Origin of the sequence: Segnochrobactrum spirostomi (assembly GCF_009600605.1) — a bacterium.
Classification (GTDB): Bacteria; Pseudomonadota; Alphaproteobacteria; order Rhizobiales; family Segnochrobactraceae; genus Segnochrobactrum; species Segnochrobactrum spirostomi.
Genome location: NZ_VWNA01000003.1, coordinates 294,737 through 314,620, shown reverse-complemented (window position 1 = coordinate 314,620; position 19,884 = coordinate 294,737). Strand labels below are relative to the sequence as shown.

Here is a 19,884-nt window from a genome sequence, read left to right as displayed (position 1 = left end):
TAAGCGAAATGAGACGCGGTGGGCACCTGAGCGGCGCCGCTCGCGGCCTCACAGCTATATCGATCGTCGCCTAGGCAGCGGACTCATTACGGATTGATCCAGATGCGAGTTGCGGCGAGCTTGAGGGCTGCGAGGAAGTTGTCCGGACGGCGGTCGTAGCGCGTTGCGAGGCCTCGCATCTGCTTGATGCGGTTGAAGAACCGCTCGATTTGGTTCCTCTGGCGGTAGAGCCAGGGGCTGAAAGCGAAGGTGCGCTTGCGGATGACGCGTGCCGGCACGTTGGCAAAAGTGCCGCGCTCGGCCGTCTCGGCGCGGATAGCGTCGGTATCGTAGGCCTTGTCGGCGAGAAGGATGCCGCCCTGTGGGAGATGGGCCAGCAACTCCCGCCCCGCCGGCGCATCGCCGGCCTGCCCGACCGTGAGCAAGAGATGGATCGGTCGACCCTCGGCGTCGACCAAGGCATGGATCTTCGTGGTCAGGCCGCCCCGGGAGCGTCCCATGCAACGATCGTCGTCGCCCCCTTTTTGATCGCGGCACCATGCTGGTGGACGCGAACGCAGGAGTAGTCGATCATCACGATGTCGCCGTCATAAGCGGCCGACACAGCCTCCAGCAGCCGGTCCCAGACCCCAGCCGCCCGCCAGCGCACGAACCGGTTGTAGAGGGTCGTGCGGGGGCCATAGCGCTCCGGCACATCTCGCCACGGCGCACCGGTCCGAAAACGCCAGAGGATGCCGTTGATCACCCTGCGGTCGTCTACCCGCGCAACGCCGCGCACCTTGTTCGGCAGCAGCGGCGCGATGACCGCCCATTCCTCGTCGGTCAGCTCGTGGCGTCGCATCTCTCTCACTCCCAGTTCGGGAGCTTGAATCACAACAAACCCGAGCACGCAAATTTATCGGGCCACTGCCTAGACCGTCACGCCCGAGATCACGCGGGGTCGCGCAACTACGAACCTCCGTAGTCGCAACGGCCTCACCGAATGCGCATAGTCTTCTCAAGCGACATTGCGCGGCCACCTCGTCTCGCGTGCTCGCGATCCCTTCCGCCTCAATTCAAATCGAGACGCGGTCGGTTCGGGCGAACACCGCGCCGGGATGCGATATTAAGCAATGACGATATACGCAAGGATCACTTACATTGCTTTTCTCTCGGCGATCCTTTCGGGATGCTCCACAGCTTCATCTGATAAGCAACTGATCGGCACCGGCATCGGAGCAATGATCGGGGGGTTGCCGGCTCCCAGTTCGGGAGCGGCGCGGGCGCGGTGGTCGCCACAGGCGTCGGAGCGATCGCCGGAGGATTGATCGGTAGCGCGATCGGTGCCGCGCTTGATGAACAGGATCGGGAGGCACTGAACCGAAACACCCAGGCCGCGCTCAAGGGGCGCCTCAATCGTCCGGTTACTTGGATCAATCCGCAGAACGGGCACCGCGTCAGCGCGGTCGCGCTCAACCAGACTACTGAGAATGGCCGGACCTGCCGCTTGATCGAGCAAGGCGCTACCGTAGACGGCAAGAACGCCAGCGCACCGATCAAGAAATGCAAGCAGCCTGACGGTACATGGTCGGCGACATAAATGCCGTATCGGCCACCGTGCCACCGTGCGCGACGCGCGGTCAAAACCATAAGACGATTCTTTTTGCCGAAACAGGATCCTGGGAGCCGAAACGAGATTTCTTCGATCGACATCCACCTACACGATTCGGGAGAATGAACCTTGTCCGCAATTCAAGTTATTGCCGCGACGGCTGTCCTCTTGGCCGGTTTTCAGGGTACCGCCACTACCGCTGAGGAGAGCGAACTGCCACGTGTGCCGACGCTGATCGCCAGCGCAGCGGATATTCCTTCAATATCGCAATTGAAGGCTGATTTCGTGGGATGCATGGTCGCAATGCCGAGCACGTCCGTGCGACGTTTCGTTTGCTTGGACCCGCAAGGCTCAGTGACAATAAACGATCGTTCCGGACACTATGAGCTGGCAAATTCTCGACAAGGAACAGCTATTTTCAATGTATATCTGCGTTGCGTGGGTGCGGCTGCCGCACTATCTGATATTGCGCAACGCGTAGACGACCAATCCATTAAGGATTCTGCAGATTCCACGTTCAAATCTTACGCGATGGACACCATCGTCCATCAAGATGCGTTTGCAAAGGCATTCGTTGATCAGGCCATGGACTCAGATCGCATCGCAGAAGCGGTCGCCTCCATCGCCGTGGGCCCCATAAAAGATGAATACATTTCCGATTACAGAAGAAACCCGGAATCCAACCAGCTCTTTGAAGATTTGAAGCAATGCGCAACGCTATCAGATATTGGGCTGAATATGATAGATTTTAGTAAATGACACCGTTGAACAGCTATTTCAATTATTCCCGGAAAGAGTGCGATGATCAACTGGGAAAGAAAATCGATAAAAATTCAGAAATTTGCGGTCAAGGCGATTCTGTTCCCTGCTGGAACGACACAGGCCGTGATTGAGTCGCAACTGACACATTTTATTCCCTACAAACCTCAGATCCGCTTCCGATTCAGGAATATTGAGACCGCGGCGACAAATAGATAAAAATCTGATGATGTATTGCATTACAATTTCATACATAACGAAGTTATAGCGCGTTATATTGCTTTACGCTTCTCGGACATGATTACACCTCCGCGATGCGCGCAAGGCGCCTCTATCATGACGTAGCTCTATTAGAATTTGTATTGCAGATATCGCGGTCTATACGTTGGAGTTTACTGATGTTACATAATAAATACATTCTCGTCACTCTTATTGTTACTACGCTGACCGGAGGTTTCGAGACGCATGCGCTGGCAGGGGACTCCTGCGAAATGATGCGGCAATCGGACGGCCCTGACGCCGGCCGGTCGATCCTGATGTGCCCCGGCGCGGACGGTGTTTGGCGGCCGGCGCCACGCGCCGCGGTAGCCCAACAGGAGCACCGACCTGACAGCTTGGCGGCAGCCTTGGATTCGATCGTGCAAGCGGATTCAGCAGGCTGGATGCTTAATACTTACAACACGGGTTCTGTTAGAAACATAAAGATACTTTCTGGCTCCGCAAATAGTACAACCATGAATGTGTACGGGGAATACACGTTCAATAACAGTAATACAGGATGGGTAAAAGTAAAAATACGCAATGGCAGATTGTCTTGCCTTGAGTTCTGGGATTTCCCGGGAGAATGCAGACCCTTGGGGCAATCTGGCGCGAATGAAGTTGCCGCATCAGTTGTTGCAGCCGCGATGACTGATTCTCAGTCCGCCTCCACCGGACAATCGACATATTGTGATGATTATTGCCAGACAGATAGGCGAAATTTCCAACAGGAACTTGATGAGAGATCGATCAACTCAATAAAGAGACAGGTTGAAGAGACACGTAGCTCGTATGGAAACTAAGCTTCGTCGAGGTAGAGTTTCTAGCGAGATCTCGCGGTGCGTCGAGCGATAGGTTCGCGCGTCCGGTTCCTTGGGCTGCCCCACCGGCACGCGGCGCAGCCCAAGGCAGGGTTCGCTGCGGCCGCTTTCAGGCCCCGCGCACCACGTCCGTCGTCGATCTCGGGTCGCCCTTCCTCCGCGCCAAGGCCCAGCGCAGCCAGACCGGGGCGTGGAAGACGCTCATGAGGAGATACATCGCCGCCATGCTGCCGGCGGGTCCCGCTCCGTAGGCCGCGGTACAGAGCGGATCGGCCATCGCACCGTCGCGGACCACGCTCAGCACGGCCATGATGGCGAAGGTCGGCGCAGCGGCCAGGCAGAGAACATCGGCCGTGGGGAGGCGCGCGCCGCCCCTCCCGATGTCGGTATCGCGACCGCCGACGCCCGGCGTATCCGGGGAGCGTCCCATCGGACCCTCACGCCGCCCGGTATTCGTCGCGACGGCGCCACCACACGCCGGTCTCGTTGCGCCCTTTGGGCGCCCGGTCGAGCCATTGATAGGCGCCCCAAAGTCCGTCGAGGCCGCGGGCATAGGTCGAGTAGGTGTGGTAGACGACGCCGTCTTCCAGGACGAAGGCGCTCATGCCCGGCCGATCGCGCGTATAGGTCATCGCGTCGGTGCCACAGGACGCGGCGAATTCCGCCACCGGCGGCGGAATTTCGGCGTCGTCCATCGCGTGGCCGCCGCGACGATAATTGTAGTCGATGCGGCCCGTCCGCTGTTCTTCCTCGGTGAAGGCGACGTTGAAATCGAACGTGAAGTCTCCTTCCGACGACGCCCACGGAAAGCGCCAGCCCATCCGCGCCTTGTAGGCGGCGAGCTTGGCGAGCGGCGCCCGCGAGACGGCCGTCAACATGACGTCGTGGTTGGCGAGGTGGACGGCGAAGCCGTCGAAGCCATCCGCGATCATCGAGCACGAGGGGCAGCCCGCCTTGTAGTCCGGCCCGAACATGAAGTGGTAGACGAGGAGTTGCGACCGGCCGCGGAAAAGGTCGGCGAGCGACGCGGGGCCGTCGTCCGTATCGAACCGATAGGTCGTGTCGATCCGGACCCAGGGCATTTGCTGGCGACGCGCGGCGAGAGCGTCGCTGCGGCGGGTCAGGTCCTTCTCCGCCGCGAGCAGATCGAGCCGGGCGGCGAGCCAATCTTCGCGCGTTCCAATGGGATGCGATGTCATTGCACACTCCTCGTGAAAGCCGCGCCCCGCCGTGGCGGCGGGTTGTGGGCGGCGATGCGGTAGAGTGCGCGCTCCCGGACCGAGCCCGGGAGTGACAAGTGTGGCGGGATTCCCGCGATACCAGACCGTCAGCGAGCGAACGCGCCTGCCGGCTCTTTGCTCACATCAAGCGGCAGCGCCTGGAATGTCTTTTTCAGCCATATGCAAAAATGCCCAGGAGGAAGTTCCGCAATCCTACCGAACTCAACATAACCGTTCCGCCGATAGAACTCTGGCGCTTGAAAACTGAATGTGTCTACATAAGCTCCAATACACTGTCGTTGCTTTGCTTCATGCTCTGCCCTCGCGAGTAGCCTCGCCCCAATGCCATGACCACGAGCTGCTGGGGATACCCACAGCCAGTCAATAAAAAGCCATCCATAAAAGGTTCGGCCTTTCAATCCGCCAAGCAAACTCCCATCTCCCTGGCGAGCCATGATCCAAAGGTCTTGCGCATTGTCTGGGCCTGCTTTGGAAGCATTGAATGTATCCAGCCCCTCGTCGATTAGACGTATGTCGCGCTCGTCAGGCTGGCTTTCAACGTCAACTTTCACACGCAATGAGAAGCATCCCTTACATGAATATCCGCTGGACGGGGCGCCCGAACGATAGGGGTTTTTGCAGACCGCGCAATGATCGCAATTGGCGCGATCCGGCCGTGGCCACGTCGCCTCGGCCGTGTCGGGTCGCTTATCGACGCACCACAAAGAGGATCAGCTGCATGACGGGACGAAGCAACGTTGATTACGCAGCTATTTCCTTGCTGCGCGGCTTCCGCGCATGCATCCAATCCGCCGCGTGCTGCGCCTTGCTATCGTCGGTGAGTATGGCCCCGGGATCGTACTTCCGGACCTTGAGCCACGAGGCGACGAGATCTTCATGGACTCGCTGATCACGGCGGCCGGTCGGGCACTTGCGGCGGGCGATCCCTTCGGCGCCCTCAACCGCGTCGCTCTGCGCAACGACGCCCCGGCGCTCGCGATCCGCGGCATCGCCATGGCGCAGCTCGGCGACCTTGCCCGGGCGCGAACGCTGGTCCGCGCGGCCGCCCGGGCCTTCGGGCCAAAGGAACCGCTCGCCCGCGCCCGATGCCGCGTCGCCGAAGCCGAAATCGCGTTCGCGGCCCGCGATCTTGCCGCAAGCGCATCGGGCCTCGAGGCGGCCTGGCAGATCCTCGAAGCCCATGATGACCGCGCGAATGCCGGCCATGCGCGCCTGCTCGACATCCGCCGCCGGCTCCTCATCGGCGAGGTCGATGCGGCCGAGCGGGCACTCGACGCCCTCGACGCGGGGGACCTATCGCCGGCATCGCGGACGATCGCGGCGCTCGTGCGCGGCGGGCTCGCGATGCGCCGTCTCGACGCGGGCGCCGCCCGCATCGCGTTCACGGAGGCCGCGGCCGCGGCCCGCCAAGCCCGCATTCCAACCCTCATCGCCGAGGTGGACGCCGCCGGCCGCCTTCTGGTCACGCCCGCGGCGCGTTTGATCTCGCAAGGCAAGGATCGTCCGATCCTTCTCGACGAGGTGGACACCCTGCGGCGGACCGCGGTCCTCCTTGTCGATGCCTGCCGCTCGGTCGCGCGGCAGGGCGAAGCCGAGATCGCTCTCGCGCGCCGCCCCGTCCTTTTCACCCTGCTCCGCGCGATGGCCGAGGCGTGGCCACTGGATGTCCCGCGCGACGCCCTTATCACCCGCGCCTTCCGCGGCAAGCAGGCCGACGAGTCCCACCGCGCGCGGCTGCGGGTCGAAATCGGCCGGCTCCGGGCGGTCATCCGGCCCGTCGCCGAGGTACGGTCGACAAGGCGGGGCTTCACCCTCGCCGTGCCGGACGGCACGGAGGTCGCGGTGCTCGCCCACCCAATCGAGGAACCGCAAGCGGCGGTCCTCGCCCTTTTGAGCGACGGCGAACAATGGTCGAGCGGGGCGCTCGCCGTCGCGCTCGGGTCGAGCCAGCGCACGGTCCAGCGCGCGCTCGACGGGCTCTGCACCTCCGGCAAGGTCGAGGCCTTCGGCCGCGGTCGCGCGCGGCGCTGGATGGCGGCGCCCCTACCCGGTTTCACGACGACCTTGTTACTCCCTGCGCTCATGCAGGACGGCTAGATTTGCGGATGTCGCCGCCCTCGGAAAGGACGCCGCCATGAAGCGATCGCGTGCCGACATCGTGCGTGAATACGGACCGTTCCCGGAGGTCGACGCCGTGCACGGCGTGACCTTCGACGGCCGGAAGGTCTGGTTCGCCGCCGGCGATCACCTGGTCTCGCTCGACCCGGAGAGCGGCCGAACGGACCGCACCCTCACGGTCCCGGCCCACGCCGGCACCGCCTTCGACGGGCGCCATCTCTACCAAATCGCCGAAGCGCGGATTCAGAAGATCGATCCCGAAAGCGGACTGGTGCTGGCGACCATCCCCGCCCCCGCCGGCGGCCGCGATTCCGGGCTCGCCTGGGCCGAGGGATCGCTTTGGGTCGGCGAGTACCGGGCGCGGAAGATCCACCAGATCGATCCCGACACGGGGGCGGTCTTGCGAACACTGGAGACCAAGCGCTTCGTCACCGGCGTCAGTTGGGTGGACAGCGAACTCTGGCATGGCACCTGGGAAGGGGACGAGAGCGGGCTCAGCCGGATCGATCCTGGGACCGCAGAGGTGCTCGAACAGGTCGACATGCCGGCCGGCATGGTCGTGTCGGGCCTCGAATCCAACGGCGCGGACCTGTTCTTCTGCGGCGGCGCGACAAGCGGGAAGGTCCGCGCCGTCCGACGGCCGCGCTGAGCCGTCACAGCGTGACCTGCGCCTTCCCCTCGCCTCTTGCTTTCATCGCCGGCCGGTACCAGCTTCAGCGCAGGTGAATCGCCCGTGGCTGCGGGCCTGCATCGCGGGGCGGTGCGTGCGGGAGATCGAGGCGTGGACGCGAGAACCGACGAGCCGATTGCGGGCGCTCGCCTGGAGCTGCCCTTCTTCTCGATACGGCGCCACGGCTTCGTCCGCGTCGCCGCGGCGACCCCGGCGGTGCGCACGGCCGATCCCGCCTTCAACACCGACGCGATCATCGACCTCGCCCGCCGCGCCGACGGCGAGAGCGTCGATCTCGTCGTGTTCCCGGAGCTTTCGGTCTCGTCCTACGCGATCGACGACCTTCTCCTCCAGGATGCCCTGCTCGATGCCGTCGAGGAGGGGCTCGCGCGCATCGTCGCGGCGAGCGAAACGCTGTCGCCGGTGCTTCTCGTCGGCGCGCCGCTCAGGCGCGAGGGCCGGCTCTACAATTGCGCCGTCGTCGTCTCGCGCGGGCGCATTCTCGGCGTGGTGCCGAAGATCTTCCTGCCGAACTACCGCGAGTTCTACGAGAAGCGCTGGTTCGCCTCAGGCGCCGGGCTGACGGGCCGCGAGATCGCCCTCGACCGGGCCCTGAGCGGCGAGCGCGTTCCGTTCGGCGCCGACCTCGTGTTCGCCGCGGCTGACCTCGCGGACTTCATCTTCCATGTAGAGATCTGCGAGGACTATTGGGCGCCGACGCCGCCCTCGACCCAGGGCGCCCTCTCCGGCGCGCTGGTGCTCTGCAATCTGTCGGCCTCCGACATCACGGTCGGCAAGGCCGCCGACCGGGCCCTGCTCTCCGCCGCCCAGTCGGCGCGGTGCCTCGCGGCCTATGTCTTCTCGGCGGCCGGCCCGAACGAGAGCACGACCGACCTCGCCTGGGACGGCCAAGGCGTGATCCACGAGTTCGGCGATCTGCTCGCCGCAGCCGAGCGCTTCCCGCTCGCGCCGCAGCTCACGATCGCCGATGTCGATCTTCAACGGCTCCGGCTGGAACGGCTGCGGACCCCGACCTTCAACGACGCCGCCGCGCTCGCGGGCCATCCGGAACAGACCTTCCGCCGCATCACCTTCGAGCACCGTCCGAGCTTTGCCGACGTCGGGCTCAAGCGGACGCTGCGGCGCTTCCCCTATGTGCCGAGCTCGCGCGAGGGCCTCGACCTCGATTGCTACGAGGCCTTCAACATCCAGGTCTCCGGCCTCGCCAAGCGGCTCCAGGCGACCGGCGCGAAGCACATGGTGCTCGGCATCTCGGGCGGCCTCGATTCCACCCACGCGCTGCTGGTGGCGGCCAAGGTCTGCGACCGGCTCGGCCTGCCGCGCTCGACCATCCTCGCCTACACCATGCCGGGCTTCGCCACCGGCGAGGAGACCAAGGCCAACGCCTGGGCGCTGATGCGGGCCCTCGGGGTCGAGGCGGCGGAGATCGACATTCGCCCCGCGGCGCGGCAGATGCTCGCCGACATGGGCCATCCGTTCGCGAACGGCGAGCCGGTCTACGACGTCACCTTCGAGAACGTTCAGGCGGGCCTGAGGACCGACTATCTCTTCCGCCTCGCCAATCACCACAACGGCTTCGTGGTCGGCACGGGCGACCTCTCGGAGCTCGCGCTCGGCTGGTGCACCTACGGCGTCGGCGATCACATGAGCCATTATGCCGTCAATGCCGGCGTGCCGAAGACGCTCATCCAATATCTGATCCGCTGGACGGTGAAGACCGGGCAGTTCGAGCCCCAGGCGGCCGACACCCTCCTCGCCATCCTGGCGACGGAGATCTCGCCGGAGCTCGTGCCGCCCGGTGCCGACGGCAAGGTGCAGAGCACCCAATCGAAGATCGGGCCCTACGAACTCCACGATTTCTTCCTGTTCCATGTGCTGCGCCAGGGCCTGCCGCCGGCGAAGATCGCCTTCCTCGCCTGGCACGCCTGGCGCGACCTCGATGCCGGCGCATGGCCGTTCGACTTCCCCGTCGACGCGCGCAACGCCTACGACCTCGCGACCATCCGCAAGTGGCTCGAGACGTTCCTGTTCCGCTTCTTCCAGATCAGCCAGTTCAAGCGCTCGGCGATCCCGAACGGACCGAAGGTTTCGGCCGGCGGCAGCCTGTCGCCCCGCGGCGACTGGCGCGCGCCGTCGGACAGCGTCGCGACCGCTTGGCTGGCGGCGCTCAACGAGGCCGTGACGGACGCGGTCGTTGCCGCCGCCGACGGCCGTTGAGGCGGCCACGCGCGGATCTCCCCACCGTCTCGGTGCCGCAGCCGTCGCGAAAGGCTTGATCTCCGCCGCGAAAACGGGCGGAGATGGCGCTGAGTACGGGGCCGATTGAGCCCGACTGGGGGATGATCGTCATGGAAGAGATTTCGCGCCGCTCGCTTCTCGCCGCCGCGGCTGCCGGCGGCGTCGTCACCGCCGCGACCGCCGCCCGGGCCGCCTCCTACGGCAATCCGGACACGCCGGCCCAAGGCGCGCCCGCGATCGCCGGCAATCCGTCGAGCGGCACGATCCCGGGTCCGCAGAACCCCGCGCTCGCGTCGCAATTCCCCGGCGCGGTCAACCCGCCGGCGACGGACGTCGGAAATCTTCCGCTGTTCTGGGCCTCGTTCAACAACGCGCCGCGCCGCGTCGAGAACGGCGGCTGGGCGCGCGAAGTGACCCAGGCCGACTTCCCGATCTCGACCACCATCGCCGGCGTCGACATGCGCCTCACCCGCGGCGGCATCCGCGAGATGCACTGGCACCAGAGCGCCGAATGGGGTTTCGTGACCGCCGGCGCGGTGCGCATCACCACCATCGACATCACGGGCCGCGCCAATGTCGAGGACGTGGAGACGGGCGGCATCTGGTATTTCCCGGCCGGCCTGCCCCATTCCCTTCAGGGCGTCGGCGAGGACGGCGCTCAGTTCATCCTCTGCTTCGACGACGGCACCGCGTCGGAATATTCGACGCTCCTCCTCACCGAATGGATGGCGCACACCCCGCCCGAGGTGCTGGCGCTCAATTTCGGCGTGCCGGCCGACACCTTCAAGACCATCCCGCTGACGGATCTCTACATCTTCCAGGGCAAGATGCCCGGCCCCCTCGCCGCGGATCAGGCCGCCGCCGCCGGCAAGGCGGGGCGCATGACGGAGCCGTCCTCGTTCGCCTTCTCGAGCCAGCCCGTCGTGCGCAAGACGGCGGGCGGCGAAGTGCGCATCGCCGACAGCCGCAACTTCAAGATTTCGAAGACCATCGCCGCCGCCCTCGTCACCGTCCATCCCGGCGGCTTACGCGAGATGCACTGGCACCCAAATGCCGACGAGTGGCAATATTATGTCGCCGGTAAGGGCGAGATGACCGTCTTCACCACCGGCCCGAACGCGGTGACGCAGAATTTCAATCCAGGCGACATCGGCTACGTACAGAAATCGCTCGGCCATTACATCCGCAATGTCGGCGACACCGATCTCGTCTTCCTCGAGGTCTTCCGTGCGCCGGAATTCCAGGACGTTTCGCTAAGTGACTGGCTGACCCACACGCCGCCGGCGATGGTCGCCCAGCACCTCAACGTCGATGCGGCCACGATCGCCCGCTTCCCCAACAACAAGCCGGAGATCATGCCGGAATAAGCGGTCGCTGCACGCCGGTCGACGCCGACGCATGCCGGTCGAGCTTCACGCTCTTCTCGCACGCGTCTGTCATAGGCTAGGTTGCCTGTTGAGATCTGCACATCCGGCCGCGCCGTGTCACGGGGCAGCCCGTGACATGGACGTCGCCCGCCGCATGCTACGATCAGTGCTATGTATCTAGGCCTCTACAAGCCGGCACGCGTCGTCGAAGAGCGCGGTGACGATTATTTCGTCGCCGCCCATCCCGAACCGCGGAAAACGCCGCCTTCCATCGTCAGCATGGTCTTGGGCGCGCGCCACAGTCTGATCGGGAACTGGACCGAGGATGATTACCGGTCCGGCGTCGACTCCTTCCGAATTCTCAATCGCCAACTCGTCCTGGTGAACTCTCCCGAGTGGGTCCGCTACGTGATGGCGACGGCCCACCACAATTACGAACGCAAGAGCCCGCAGATGCGACGCGCGCTCGAGGGGCTGCTGGGCGACGGCCTGTTCATCTCCGATGGTCCGACCTGGGCCGCGCGGCGGCCGCTCGTCGCCGACATCGTCCATAAGAAGCGTGTGCCGGAATTCGCGCCGACGATCGAGGAGATTACGGTCGCGAAGGCCGACCAATGGCGTGAGATGCCGCCGGGCGAAGAATTCAATATCGTCTCCGAGATGGCCGCGCTGACTGCGGAGATCATCGCCAAGACCGTGTTCGGGCGCAATCTCGGTGGCGAGGCGGCGAACCGCGTCGTCAACGGCTTCTCGCGGTACCAGAAGACGATCGACTCGTTCAATCTCGGCTATTTCCTCGGCTTGGACGAGGGCTGGAAGGTGCGGCTCGGACCGGGAAAACGTCGGGCGATCAGAATGGTGCACGCGGTCGTGGACGATGTCATCACCGCCCATCTCGACGGCCACGGGGACGCGGGGTCGATGGTCGACCTCCTGCTACGGCGCAACGCTCGGAATCCCGAGAGCGCGCTCGACGTCACCGCCCTGCGTAACGAGGCCGCGACCATCTTCATGGCGGGCCACGAGACGACGGCGACGACTCTCGCCTGGGCTTGGTACCTGCTCGACAACGCTCCGTGGGTCCGCTCCGCGATGCTCACCGAAATCGACACCGTATGCGGCGATCGGACCCCCACGTTGGAGGATTTGCCGCGGCTCGATTGGTGCAAAAGCGTCATCCAGGAAACGCTGCGGCTCTATCCGCCGGTTCCGCTGCTTCCTCGTCAGGCCCGAGATGCTGATCGGATCGGCGCCGTCGACGTCGAGAAAGGAGCACTCGTCATGATCGCACCGTGGCTCCTCCATCGCGCGCGCGATCTCTGGGATCGGCCGAACCATTTCCTGCCGGAACGGTTTCTGAACGACGCCCGGATCGAACCCTACACCTTCATCCCGTTCTCGGTCGGTCCGCGCATCTGCGCCGGTCTGAATTTCGGCCTCAGCGAAGCGATCTTGTGCTTGGCGATCCTCGCACAGCGCTTCTCGATCCGCGTCAGGCCCGGCTACAGGGTCGAGCCCGTGTGCCGCCTCACCTTGCGGCCGAACGGCGGACTGCCCGTGACGATCGAACCGCGCCGCTGGGCCAGCGTTTCCGGAGCCGCGGCATGAGCAAGGCGCGGGACGCGTTCGAGGCAGCAATCTACAGATGTCTCCAGCAGCTTCCGACCGAGTCTGCGTCGATGATCGGCAGCATCATCACGCGGACGAACATCAAGCTGTTCCTCAAGGGCGTGATCGCCGGCACGACGCGCAACCTCCGTCTCCATCATCCCGACTGGAGCGAGGACCAGATCGACGCGGCGGTTCGCCGGTACATGGAGAATGTCGGGCGCCTCTACGGCGAATATGCCGTTCTGCATCGCCTCAAGGCTGAAGGCCGGCTGATCTATAGCGACAACCTGGTTCGGCTTGGCCAAGAGCACGGACGCATGCCCGTCGTCTCGATCGCACTTCATATCGGGAACTGGGAGGCGATGGGCGCCGGGCTTCAGGATCTCGGTATCCCGACCGCGGCGTTCTATGAGCCGCCGTCAAGTGAGGTGCAGCGACGGATCGTGGTGGACGTGCGCGAGCGGTTCGGTTTCCGGTTGCTGCCGCCGGACCTTCAGGGCCTGCGCACCTCGCTGGCCCTCTTGAAGCGGAACGGCTTCGTTTTCATGTTCGGGGACGAGGCACGGGACGGCCGCACGATGGCACCACTGTTCGGACGGACGCCTCATACACGCGGCAACCTCGCGATCATCGCCCGCCTAGCCCGAAAGGCCAACGCGCACCTCAACGTCAGCTATGTCGAGCGGCTGCCGCGCTGCCGCTTCAAGCTGAATATGACGGAGATGTTCACTCTTCCGACGCGCAACGAGCCGGACCTGATCGAGGACGTCGCGCTCCTTAATGCGCGGATCGAGCCGATCATCTCCTCGCACCTGGAAAGCTGGTATTTCCTCGACGATTCCATCGAGCCGCTGCCGGTTTAACCGGCATCTTCTCAGAAGATCCTCGGGACCTCGATGGAGCCTAGGATTTCGGCGGTCAGCGCCACCGCCTGGTCTATTTGTTCATCCGTGTGGGTTTCGTTGATGAAGAAGCGGAGGCGTGCCGATTTCTCGGGAACGCCAGGTGGCAAAATCGGGAACGCGTTGATACCCCTCCCGAGCAGACGCTCCGCCAGATGGAGCGTCTTGATGGTGTCGCCCACGATCACGGGCACGATGCCGTAGCCCCAAGCATCGCCCACATCGAGCGCTGCTGTCTTCGCCGCCTTCAAGAAGCGCTGTGACCGCGACGCCAACCTAGCCACCCGCTGGGGCTCCCGCCGCATGATGGTAAGGGCGCTCGTCGCGGCGACGGCCTGACCGGCCGGCATCCCGACGCTGTAGACGAAGCCGGGAGCGTGGTGCTTGAGAATGTCCACGATGACCGCATTGGCGGCGACGTAGCCACCGCAGCTCACCAACGTCTTGGACATGGTGCCGAGCCAAAGGTCGACCCCTGCGGGATCGACCCGTTGGTGCTCGAAGATGCCTCGGCCATTCTCACCGAGCGGTCCGAGGCCGTGGGCATCGTCCATCATTAGGAAGCAGCCGTGCCGCTGCTTTATCTCGATCAGTCGGGCGAGGTCGGGGCCATCGCCGTCCATCGAAAACAGGCCCTCGCTCACGATCATGACGCGATCGAACTGGTTGCGTTCGTCCGCGAGAAGCGCATCAAGGGCGTCGAGATCATTGTGAGGGAAAAGACGCCGCGCCGCGCCGCTGAGCTGAGCGCCGACGACGACGCAATTGTGGATCACCGCGTCGTGGACGATGAGGTCTCTCGGCCCCATCAGGGTGCCGAGCGTAGAGACGGCTGCCGCGTGACCGGAAACGAAGGCGATCGCCGCGTCGGTTTCATAAGTACGCGCGAGCGCCTCCTCGAGATCGCGATGAACGCGCCGCTCTCCGGCGCTGATCCGGCTCGCGGAGACCGACGTTCCGAACTCCCGCGTCGCCTCCGCCACAGCCTCGAGAATCTCCGGATGACCGTTCAGCCCGAGATAGTCGTAAGAGGCGAAATTCGACACCGGCAAGCCGTTCAAAACCGTCTCAGCGCCGGCGCGCGCTTCATGCAGCCTATAATAGGGGTCCTGAATCTGGAGAAGCGCGGCAAAGTCGCGCTGCACCTTCATGTTCACGTAGGATGGGTGCGTCTCGAAGCTCGGCGCCGATCGCGGCTTCAGCGCGTGGACGTGTGCCGACCGCCGTTCGCGATCCTGCCCGGGCTGCATCGCGGACAACAATTGCTGCAGCTCATTGTCGGACAGCGGATCATGACTTGTCGGCATCAGGCCGGACCTCCTGCCGAGGCCGTTCTCAGCCTCCGCTGCAACTCGCCGACCTTTTCGACCGCAACCTCGTTCGTCGTATGGGCCGACAGAAGCTGAATGATCTCGACGCCGGTCTCATCCAGGGTCGACGTCGGCTCGCCACCCGACAACTGATCATGGATCAGCATCGCGACATCCATGAGGCGCCGGTTGCTGATGCCGACGGTCGGGATCTGAACACCCGCCAGCCGTTCGATCCCAACGTGAAGCTCGAGCGCCATCAGGCTGTCGAGGCCCATATCACCAAGCGGCAGATTGGGATCCACGTGGGCCTCGTTCATCCGGAGGATCGTCGCGACCTCGCGGCGAAGGTGCCCGGCGATCACCGTGATCGCATCCTCCCGCGGGCGGCCTGCGATCGCCGTCGCTAAGTCACCAGAATCCTCTCCGACGTCGGCCCGCCGGGCGATGCCGAGCCCTGTGAAAGCGGGTGTGTTGAGCAAGGCGAGCTTCCCCGCAACGCCTCCGCTCGCCACATTCGTGTAGAACTGCGTCGGGTCGGCGCGATCGCCCAGCGCCAGAAGGCGACCCAGATGAGCCAGCAATTCTGACGAGCGAATGCCGACGACGCCCGTCGTCCGGCGCAGACGCTCCCCGAGTTGGCGATCGCGGGCGATGATACCGGCATCGGAGATCGCCCCCCAGCCGATCGACAGAGCAGGCTTACCCAGCGCACGGCGCTTGCGGGCGAGGCCCTCTAGGAAAGCGTTCGCGGCAACATAGGCGCCCTGACCGGGGCTTCCGATCATCGTTGTCGCCGAAGAGTAGAGCACGAAGAAATCGAGAGGCTGAGCGTCCGTCGCGGCCTCCAGATTGAGGGCGCCTTCCGTCTTAGCGGCGAGCGATTTCCGCAGGCTGGCGGGCTCCAGGCTTTTGATCAGTCCATCGTCGAGATGGACCGCAGCATGAACGACACCCCGGATCGGCCCATGCTCGCGGACGACATCGTCGACGAGGGCCCGCGTCGCTGCAAGATCGGTGACATCCAGCGCCTCGATGATCACCTTCACGCCGCGCTTGCGAAGCTTGGCAACCTCCGCCTCGCTCCCCTCTTCGATCCGTCCGCGACGCGAGGCCAGAACGAGGGTGGTCGCCCCCTTCTCCGCCAGCCAGCACGCCGTGCGAAAGCCGAAGCCCGCGGTCCCGCCGGCGATGAGGTAGACGCCCGGCGCAGCGTTGAACGCACCAGCCGGCATGTCTCTGCGTGCGTGCCGACTGGGCCTCACGACGATCTTGCCCAGATGCTCCGACGCCTGCATCGAACGGAACGCGCGCGCGACCTCATGGCCTTCGTAAATCCGGTGCGGCAGCGCCTTGAGCTCGTTTCGTTGCAGGCCGTCAGAGATCTCCTTCATGAGGCCCTGAACGGCCACACGATTATGAGCCAACAACTCGTCGAGATCGACGCCCGAATAGGACAGGTTGCGGACGAACGGCCTCAGCCCGAGCGGGGAGTTTTCCAGATAGTCCCGCTTTCCTAGCTCGATGAAGCGACCGAAAGGCTTCACGAGGCCGAAGCTCGCGAGCATCCCTGGACCTGCGAGCGAATTCAACACCACGTCGACGCCGCCGACCGTCTGGGCGATTGGGGTCGCGAAACGCTCGTGCCTCGACTCGAAGACGAGATCAGCGCCGGCACTCAAGGCGACACGGCGGCGGGTTCGGTCCGATGCCGTCGCGAGAATCCGCGCACCGATCCGCTTTGCGATGTGGATCGCAGCAAGACCGACGCCGCCGGCCCCTCCGTGGATGAGGACGTCCTCACCCGCCTTGAGCTGAGCGCGATCGACGAGCGCATACCACGCCGTCGCGAATGCAACCGGAATGGAGGCCGCCGCTTCCAGGCTCACACCGCCAGGAACCACGAAGAACTGCCATTCGGGCGCGACGAGATGGGTCGCGAAGGCGTTCGACGCAAAGCCCATGACGCCGTCGCCGACCGCAAACCGCTCGACCCCTTCTCCGACACCCACGACGGTCCCGCTGCATTCGAAACCGAGCGAAGCCGCTGTCAGACCGGCCCCTAGCAGATCATCGTCGAGGATACCCAGGCCGACGAGGATATCGCGGAAATTAAGACCGACCGCCGCGACCTCGATCTCGATGCTGCCGGCCGGCACCGCCACACGTGGCTCGATCTCCCAAACGAAGCTGTCGAGCCGACCCGGCTGGTCGAACCGCAGAACGCTCCGCTCTTCCGCGGTGATCTCGACGGGCCGTTCGATGCCGCGACGCATGCGGTTGGCAGCGGCACCGTTAGCCCCGATGATCCACTCACGCTCGTCACCGGGAAGCGAAACGACCTTCGCGATGTCCTCGATCTGGCCGCCGGCCTGAACGTCGATCAGGCGGATATCGATGCCGGGATATTCGTTGATCGCGACGCGGACGAATCCCCACACGCCGGCCTCCACCGGTGCGTTGTCGCTCGTCGGATCGTAAGCGCCCTCGGTGATGACGAACAGGCGAACCTCGCGCCGCGCGAGATCGAGCACTTTGAGCAAGGCCGTCAAATAGGCGATGCGCTGGGTAAGCTGTTCCGTGGGAGCGTCACCAAGCGCATGAGCCAAGACCACAAAGGTCGGCATTTCCCCGGCGGGGGCCGACTTCAGCCAGGGCGAAAGGGCGCCCGCAGGGTCCGGGCCGGTCGCGAGCACCTGAACGAAACTGCGAAGCATCGTGGCCCGCGAATCCCGCTCGTTCTCCGTCACGACGACGACGGGGCCGGTGATAGCGCCGAAGCCGCCCTCGCTCTGCCGGCTCGCCGGTGCATTCCCAACCACTAAGCGGCCGAGCCCCGAGCGGGCGGCTAGAACCTCGATATCCTCGACGCCGGCCTTGCGCAGCCGGCGCGCGACCGAATCCGGATGCGGTGTCCGACCCTGATAGGCGCCGCTCGGAAGGAGCTTCAGCCAACTCTCCCAAAGGCCGCAGAGCATGTCGAACGCGGGTTCCGCGCCCGGAATGCCGATGATCACGGGAGCGTTCGAATGGAGCAGAGCAACGAGTTGTTCGAGGGTGTTCGCGTCCTCGCGTGCAAGCTCGGACGTGGCGAAGGCGACGCACGCATCGAAGGGGATCGGCTGCCCACCCATCTCGGGCGTGACGAGAAGGTAGTCGACGAGCGCCTCCGTGCCAAAGTGCGAGCGCACTTGGTCCAGGGCCGTGGCATCCTTGGAGGCGAAGGTGACTTCGATCTTGCCGGTCTCCGCGAGAGAGGCGAAGGCGTCGATCAAGCCCGCGCCGAACGGCTCCAGGGCGAGGACGCGCAATTGCTTGCCGGCTCGCTCGGCGAGCTTCCGTAAAGCGTCGGCAATCGCCTCCACGACCGGGGCGGTCAGGACGCTTTCGCTTTCCAAGGTGCGGACGAGCCAATCGCTCGTGGGCGGGAACTGACCGGTCCGAACGGTTTCCTCGGCATATTCGAGGGCCTTCGAGCACAGCCGAATTTCGATGTTCGCGGCCGGAAAACGCTGCGTGAGGGTCGCAAGAAGAGCCTCTGGCGTGGGAAAATTCATCGCCGCCCGCGAGCGCGTCTGATTCCCCGGCCCGGCACTCGTCTCGAACTCGCTCATCACGTCGTACATGACCTCGACGTAGGCGCGAGCCTTCGCGGAGACCCGGCCCGATGCGACGAGTTGATTGGGTGAGAGTGCAGCCCCGTCCTCGGTCAGCCGCGTAAAGATCTGATGCGCAAGGGAAACGCAAAACGCCCTCACCAAGAGCCATTGCGGCGGCAAGGCTGCATCCCGCGCCTGCCGCAGGCGCGTTCGGATATCCGCCAGCGCGGTGCGCAAATCTGGCCGGACGAGCGGCACAATCTCGCGATGGAAAGTCCGATCGGAAATGGTCGCTTTCGAAAGATAGACGCTGCGCAGGACAACCGCCTCGACCGCGGCGACAACCACACCGTCCTCCGTCATGAGCGTGATGGCGACGGTCTTGAAACGATCGGATTCCTGCGTGAGAAGGGAGATCGATCGGCGGATGTCCGCGCCACGGTCCCAGACACACAGCTTTCGGATGCGCACCGGCATATAAGCCTTGGTCTCACCGTCCTTCTGCGGCCGGGAGATGAACAGGCCGTGCAGAGCTGCATCGAACGAGGCCGGGTGCAGCACGAAACCGAACTCACCGCCAAGGCCCACATCCGCGTGCGCCAAAAGAGCGTCAGTCGTGACGTGGTCCCGTTCGATATGCGAGACGAGGCGGAACCGGGGGCCGTAATCGAGGCCGGCGCGCAGGGCTTCCGCATAGACTTCCTCGGCGGTGTTCCGGACCTTTTCCGCGACGATCGGAGGGGCCAAGGGAAGGTTTCGGCTCCGCCGGGTCTTCGAGACGCGCCCGCGCGCGTGAAGAAGCCAATCGCCTTCCGCCGGTGCAAAGCGCTTTCGGCTCCTGATCTCCACAATCTCCGATTGTTCGAACCAGCGCGTCGAAACCTCTCGGGTCTCATCCTCGCTGACGACGAGCGCCTTGGAGATGTCGAAATCGTCAATCTCGAGAGCGACCTCGTCCCCGTAGATTGATGCGCCGACCGTAAGCACCATGTCGACCAAGCCTGAGGCCGGAACGACCGTGCTGCCGTCCACCTTGTGGTCGTTGAGCCACGGAACGAGGCGTGCATCGAGAAGCGAACGCCACTCCGGGGAACCATCGGCGAGGCGGTACCCCAGGAGCGGATGCCGCGCCTTCGCCCCGGCCATCGCGCCATAATAAAGCAGCGCTTCGGAGGTGCCGCGAAGATTGAAGTTCTGACGCTGGAAAGGGTAAGGCGGCACGGAAACGGCGCGCGCCGGGGGCGTTCCGAAAACAATATCCTTATCGACAGCGACGCCCTTGGCGACCAGGAGCGCGATGATCGACTGGAGAGGATCACGATCCGGACTTTCGCGATCAGAAAGGGTTCCGATCGCCTCGCCGTCGACCGAAGCCTGG

Annotated in this window: 14 protein-coding genes and 1 pseudogene; 9 read left to right on the top strand and 6 right to left on the bottom strand. The window is 64.4% G+C overall.

Annotated elements, in window-relative coordinates; genetic code table 11:
* Positions 1–86: 86 nt before the first annotated feature.
* Positions 87–841, bottom strand: a pseudogene (locus F0357_RS21550) (IS5 family transposase).
* A 426-nt stretch (positions 842–1,267) separates the two neighbouring features.
* On the opposite strand from F0357_RS21550, the gene F0357_RS25660 reads away from it, so the two are divergent.
* From F0357_RS25660 to F0357_RS21535, 3 genes are all read left to right on the top strand, one after another.
* Positions 1,268–1,579, top strand: a complete 312-nt coding sequence (locus F0357_RS25660) for an RT0821/Lpp0805 family surface protein (protein ID WP_512700809.1) — start codon at positions 1,268–1,270, stop codon at positions 1,577–1,579.
* A gap of 141 nt (positions 1,580–1,720) precedes the next feature.
* On the top strand, positions 1,721–2,350 hold the full coding sequence (locus tag F0357_RS21540; RefSeq protein ID WP_153489820.1) for a hypothetical protein: 630 nt from the start codon (positions 1,721–1,723) through the stop codon (positions 2,348–2,350).
* A gap of 398 nt (positions 2,351–2,748) precedes the next feature.
* Positions 2,749–3,411, top strand: a complete 663-nt coding sequence (locus F0357_RS21535; protein ID WP_153489816.1) for a hypothetical protein — start codon at positions 2,749–2,751, stop codon at positions 3,409–3,411.
* A 127-nt stretch (positions 3,412–3,538) separates the two neighbouring features.
* Here the strand turns inward: F0357_RS21535 and F0357_RS21530 are convergent, their stop codons facing one another.
* The 3 genes from F0357_RS21530 to F0357_RS21520 all read right to left on the bottom strand — a co-directional run bounded on the left by F0357_RS21530 (position 3,539) and on the right by F0357_RS21520 (position 5,221).
* The gene (locus F0357_RS21530) at positions 3,539–3,859 is read right to left on the bottom strand and encodes a hypothetical protein (RefSeq protein WP_153489813.1); all 321 of its coding nucleotides are present in this window, start codon (positions 3,857–3,859) and stop codon (positions 3,539–3,541) included.
* A gap of 7 nt (positions 3,860–3,866) precedes the next feature.
* A complete protein-coding gene (locus tag F0357_RS21525; protein WP_153489809.1) occupies positions 3,867–4,628 on the bottom strand; it encodes a DUF899 domain-containing protein in 762 nt (253 codons plus the stop codon).
* 128 nt (positions 4,629–4,756) lie between these two features.
* Positions 4,757–5,221, bottom strand: a complete 465-nt coding sequence (locus F0357_RS21520; protein WP_312861776.1) for a GNAT family N-acetyltransferase — start codon at positions 5,219–5,221, stop codon at positions 4,757–4,759.
* 325 nt (positions 5,222–5,546) lie between these two features.
* Here F0357_RS21520 and F0357_RS21515 point away from each other — a divergent pair, with 325 nt between their 5' ends.
* From F0357_RS21515 to F0357_RS21490, 6 genes are all read left to right on the top strand, one after another.
* Positions 5,547–6,767, top strand: coding sequence for a helix-turn-helix domain-containing protein (locus F0357_RS21515; RefSeq protein WP_153489802.1), 1,221 nt, complete (start codon positions 5,547–5,549; stop codon positions 6,765–6,767).
* A gap of 37 nt (positions 6,768–6,804) precedes the next feature.
* Positions 6,805–7,437 (top strand): Vgb family protein, encoded by a 633-nt coding sequence (locus F0357_RS21510; RefSeq protein WP_153489799.1) that lies wholly within the window; start codon positions 6,805–6,807, stop codon positions 7,435–7,437.
* Positions 7,438–7,614: 177 nt separating this feature from the next.
* Complete coding sequence (locus F0357_RS21505; RefSeq protein ID WP_208948574.1) at positions 7,615–9,696, top strand: NAD(+) synthase; 2,082 nt, start codon at positions 7,615–7,617, stop codon at positions 9,694–9,696.
* A 131-nt stretch (positions 9,697–9,827) separates the two neighbouring features.
* Positions 9,828–11,084, top strand: a complete 1,257-nt coding sequence (locus tag F0357_RS21500; protein WP_153489795.1) for a cupin domain-containing protein — start codon at positions 9,828–9,830, stop codon at positions 11,082–11,084.
* Between the two features lie 171 nt (positions 11,085–11,255).
* On the top strand, positions 11,256–12,692 hold the full coding sequence (locus F0357_RS21495) for a cytochrome P450 (protein ID WP_153489792.1): 1,437 nt from the start codon (positions 11,256–11,258) through the stop codon (positions 12,690–12,692).
* Positions 12,689–13,558 carry a lysophospholipid acyltransferase family protein gene (locus F0357_RS21490; RefSeq protein WP_153489788.1) on the top strand — a complete coding sequence of 290 codons (870 nt, stop codon included), beginning with the start codon at positions 12,689–12,691 and terminating at the stop codon, positions 13,556–13,558. Before F0357_RS21495 ends, F0357_RS21490 begins: the two co-directional genes overlap by 4 nt.
* Positions 13,559–13,569: 11 nt before the next feature.
* Here the strand turns inward: F0357_RS21490 and F0357_RS21485 are convergent, their stop codons facing one another.
* Together F0357_RS21485 and F0357_RS25570 are read right to left on the bottom strand one after the other, a co-directional pair.
* Positions 13,570–14,748: an aminotransferase class I/II-fold pyridoxal phosphate-dependent enzyme gene (locus F0357_RS21485; protein WP_246161845.1), complete on the bottom strand. Its 1,179-nt coding sequence runs from the start codon at positions 14,746–14,748 to the stop codon at positions 13,570–13,572.
* Between the two features lie 155 nt (positions 14,749–14,903).
* Positions 14,904–19,652, bottom strand: a complete 4,749-nt coding sequence (locus F0357_RS25570; RefSeq protein ID WP_376767854.1) for an SDR family NAD(P)-dependent oxidoreductase — start codon at positions 19,650–19,652, stop codon at positions 14,904–14,906.
* Between the last annotated feature and the right edge of the window lie 232 nt (positions 19,653–19,884).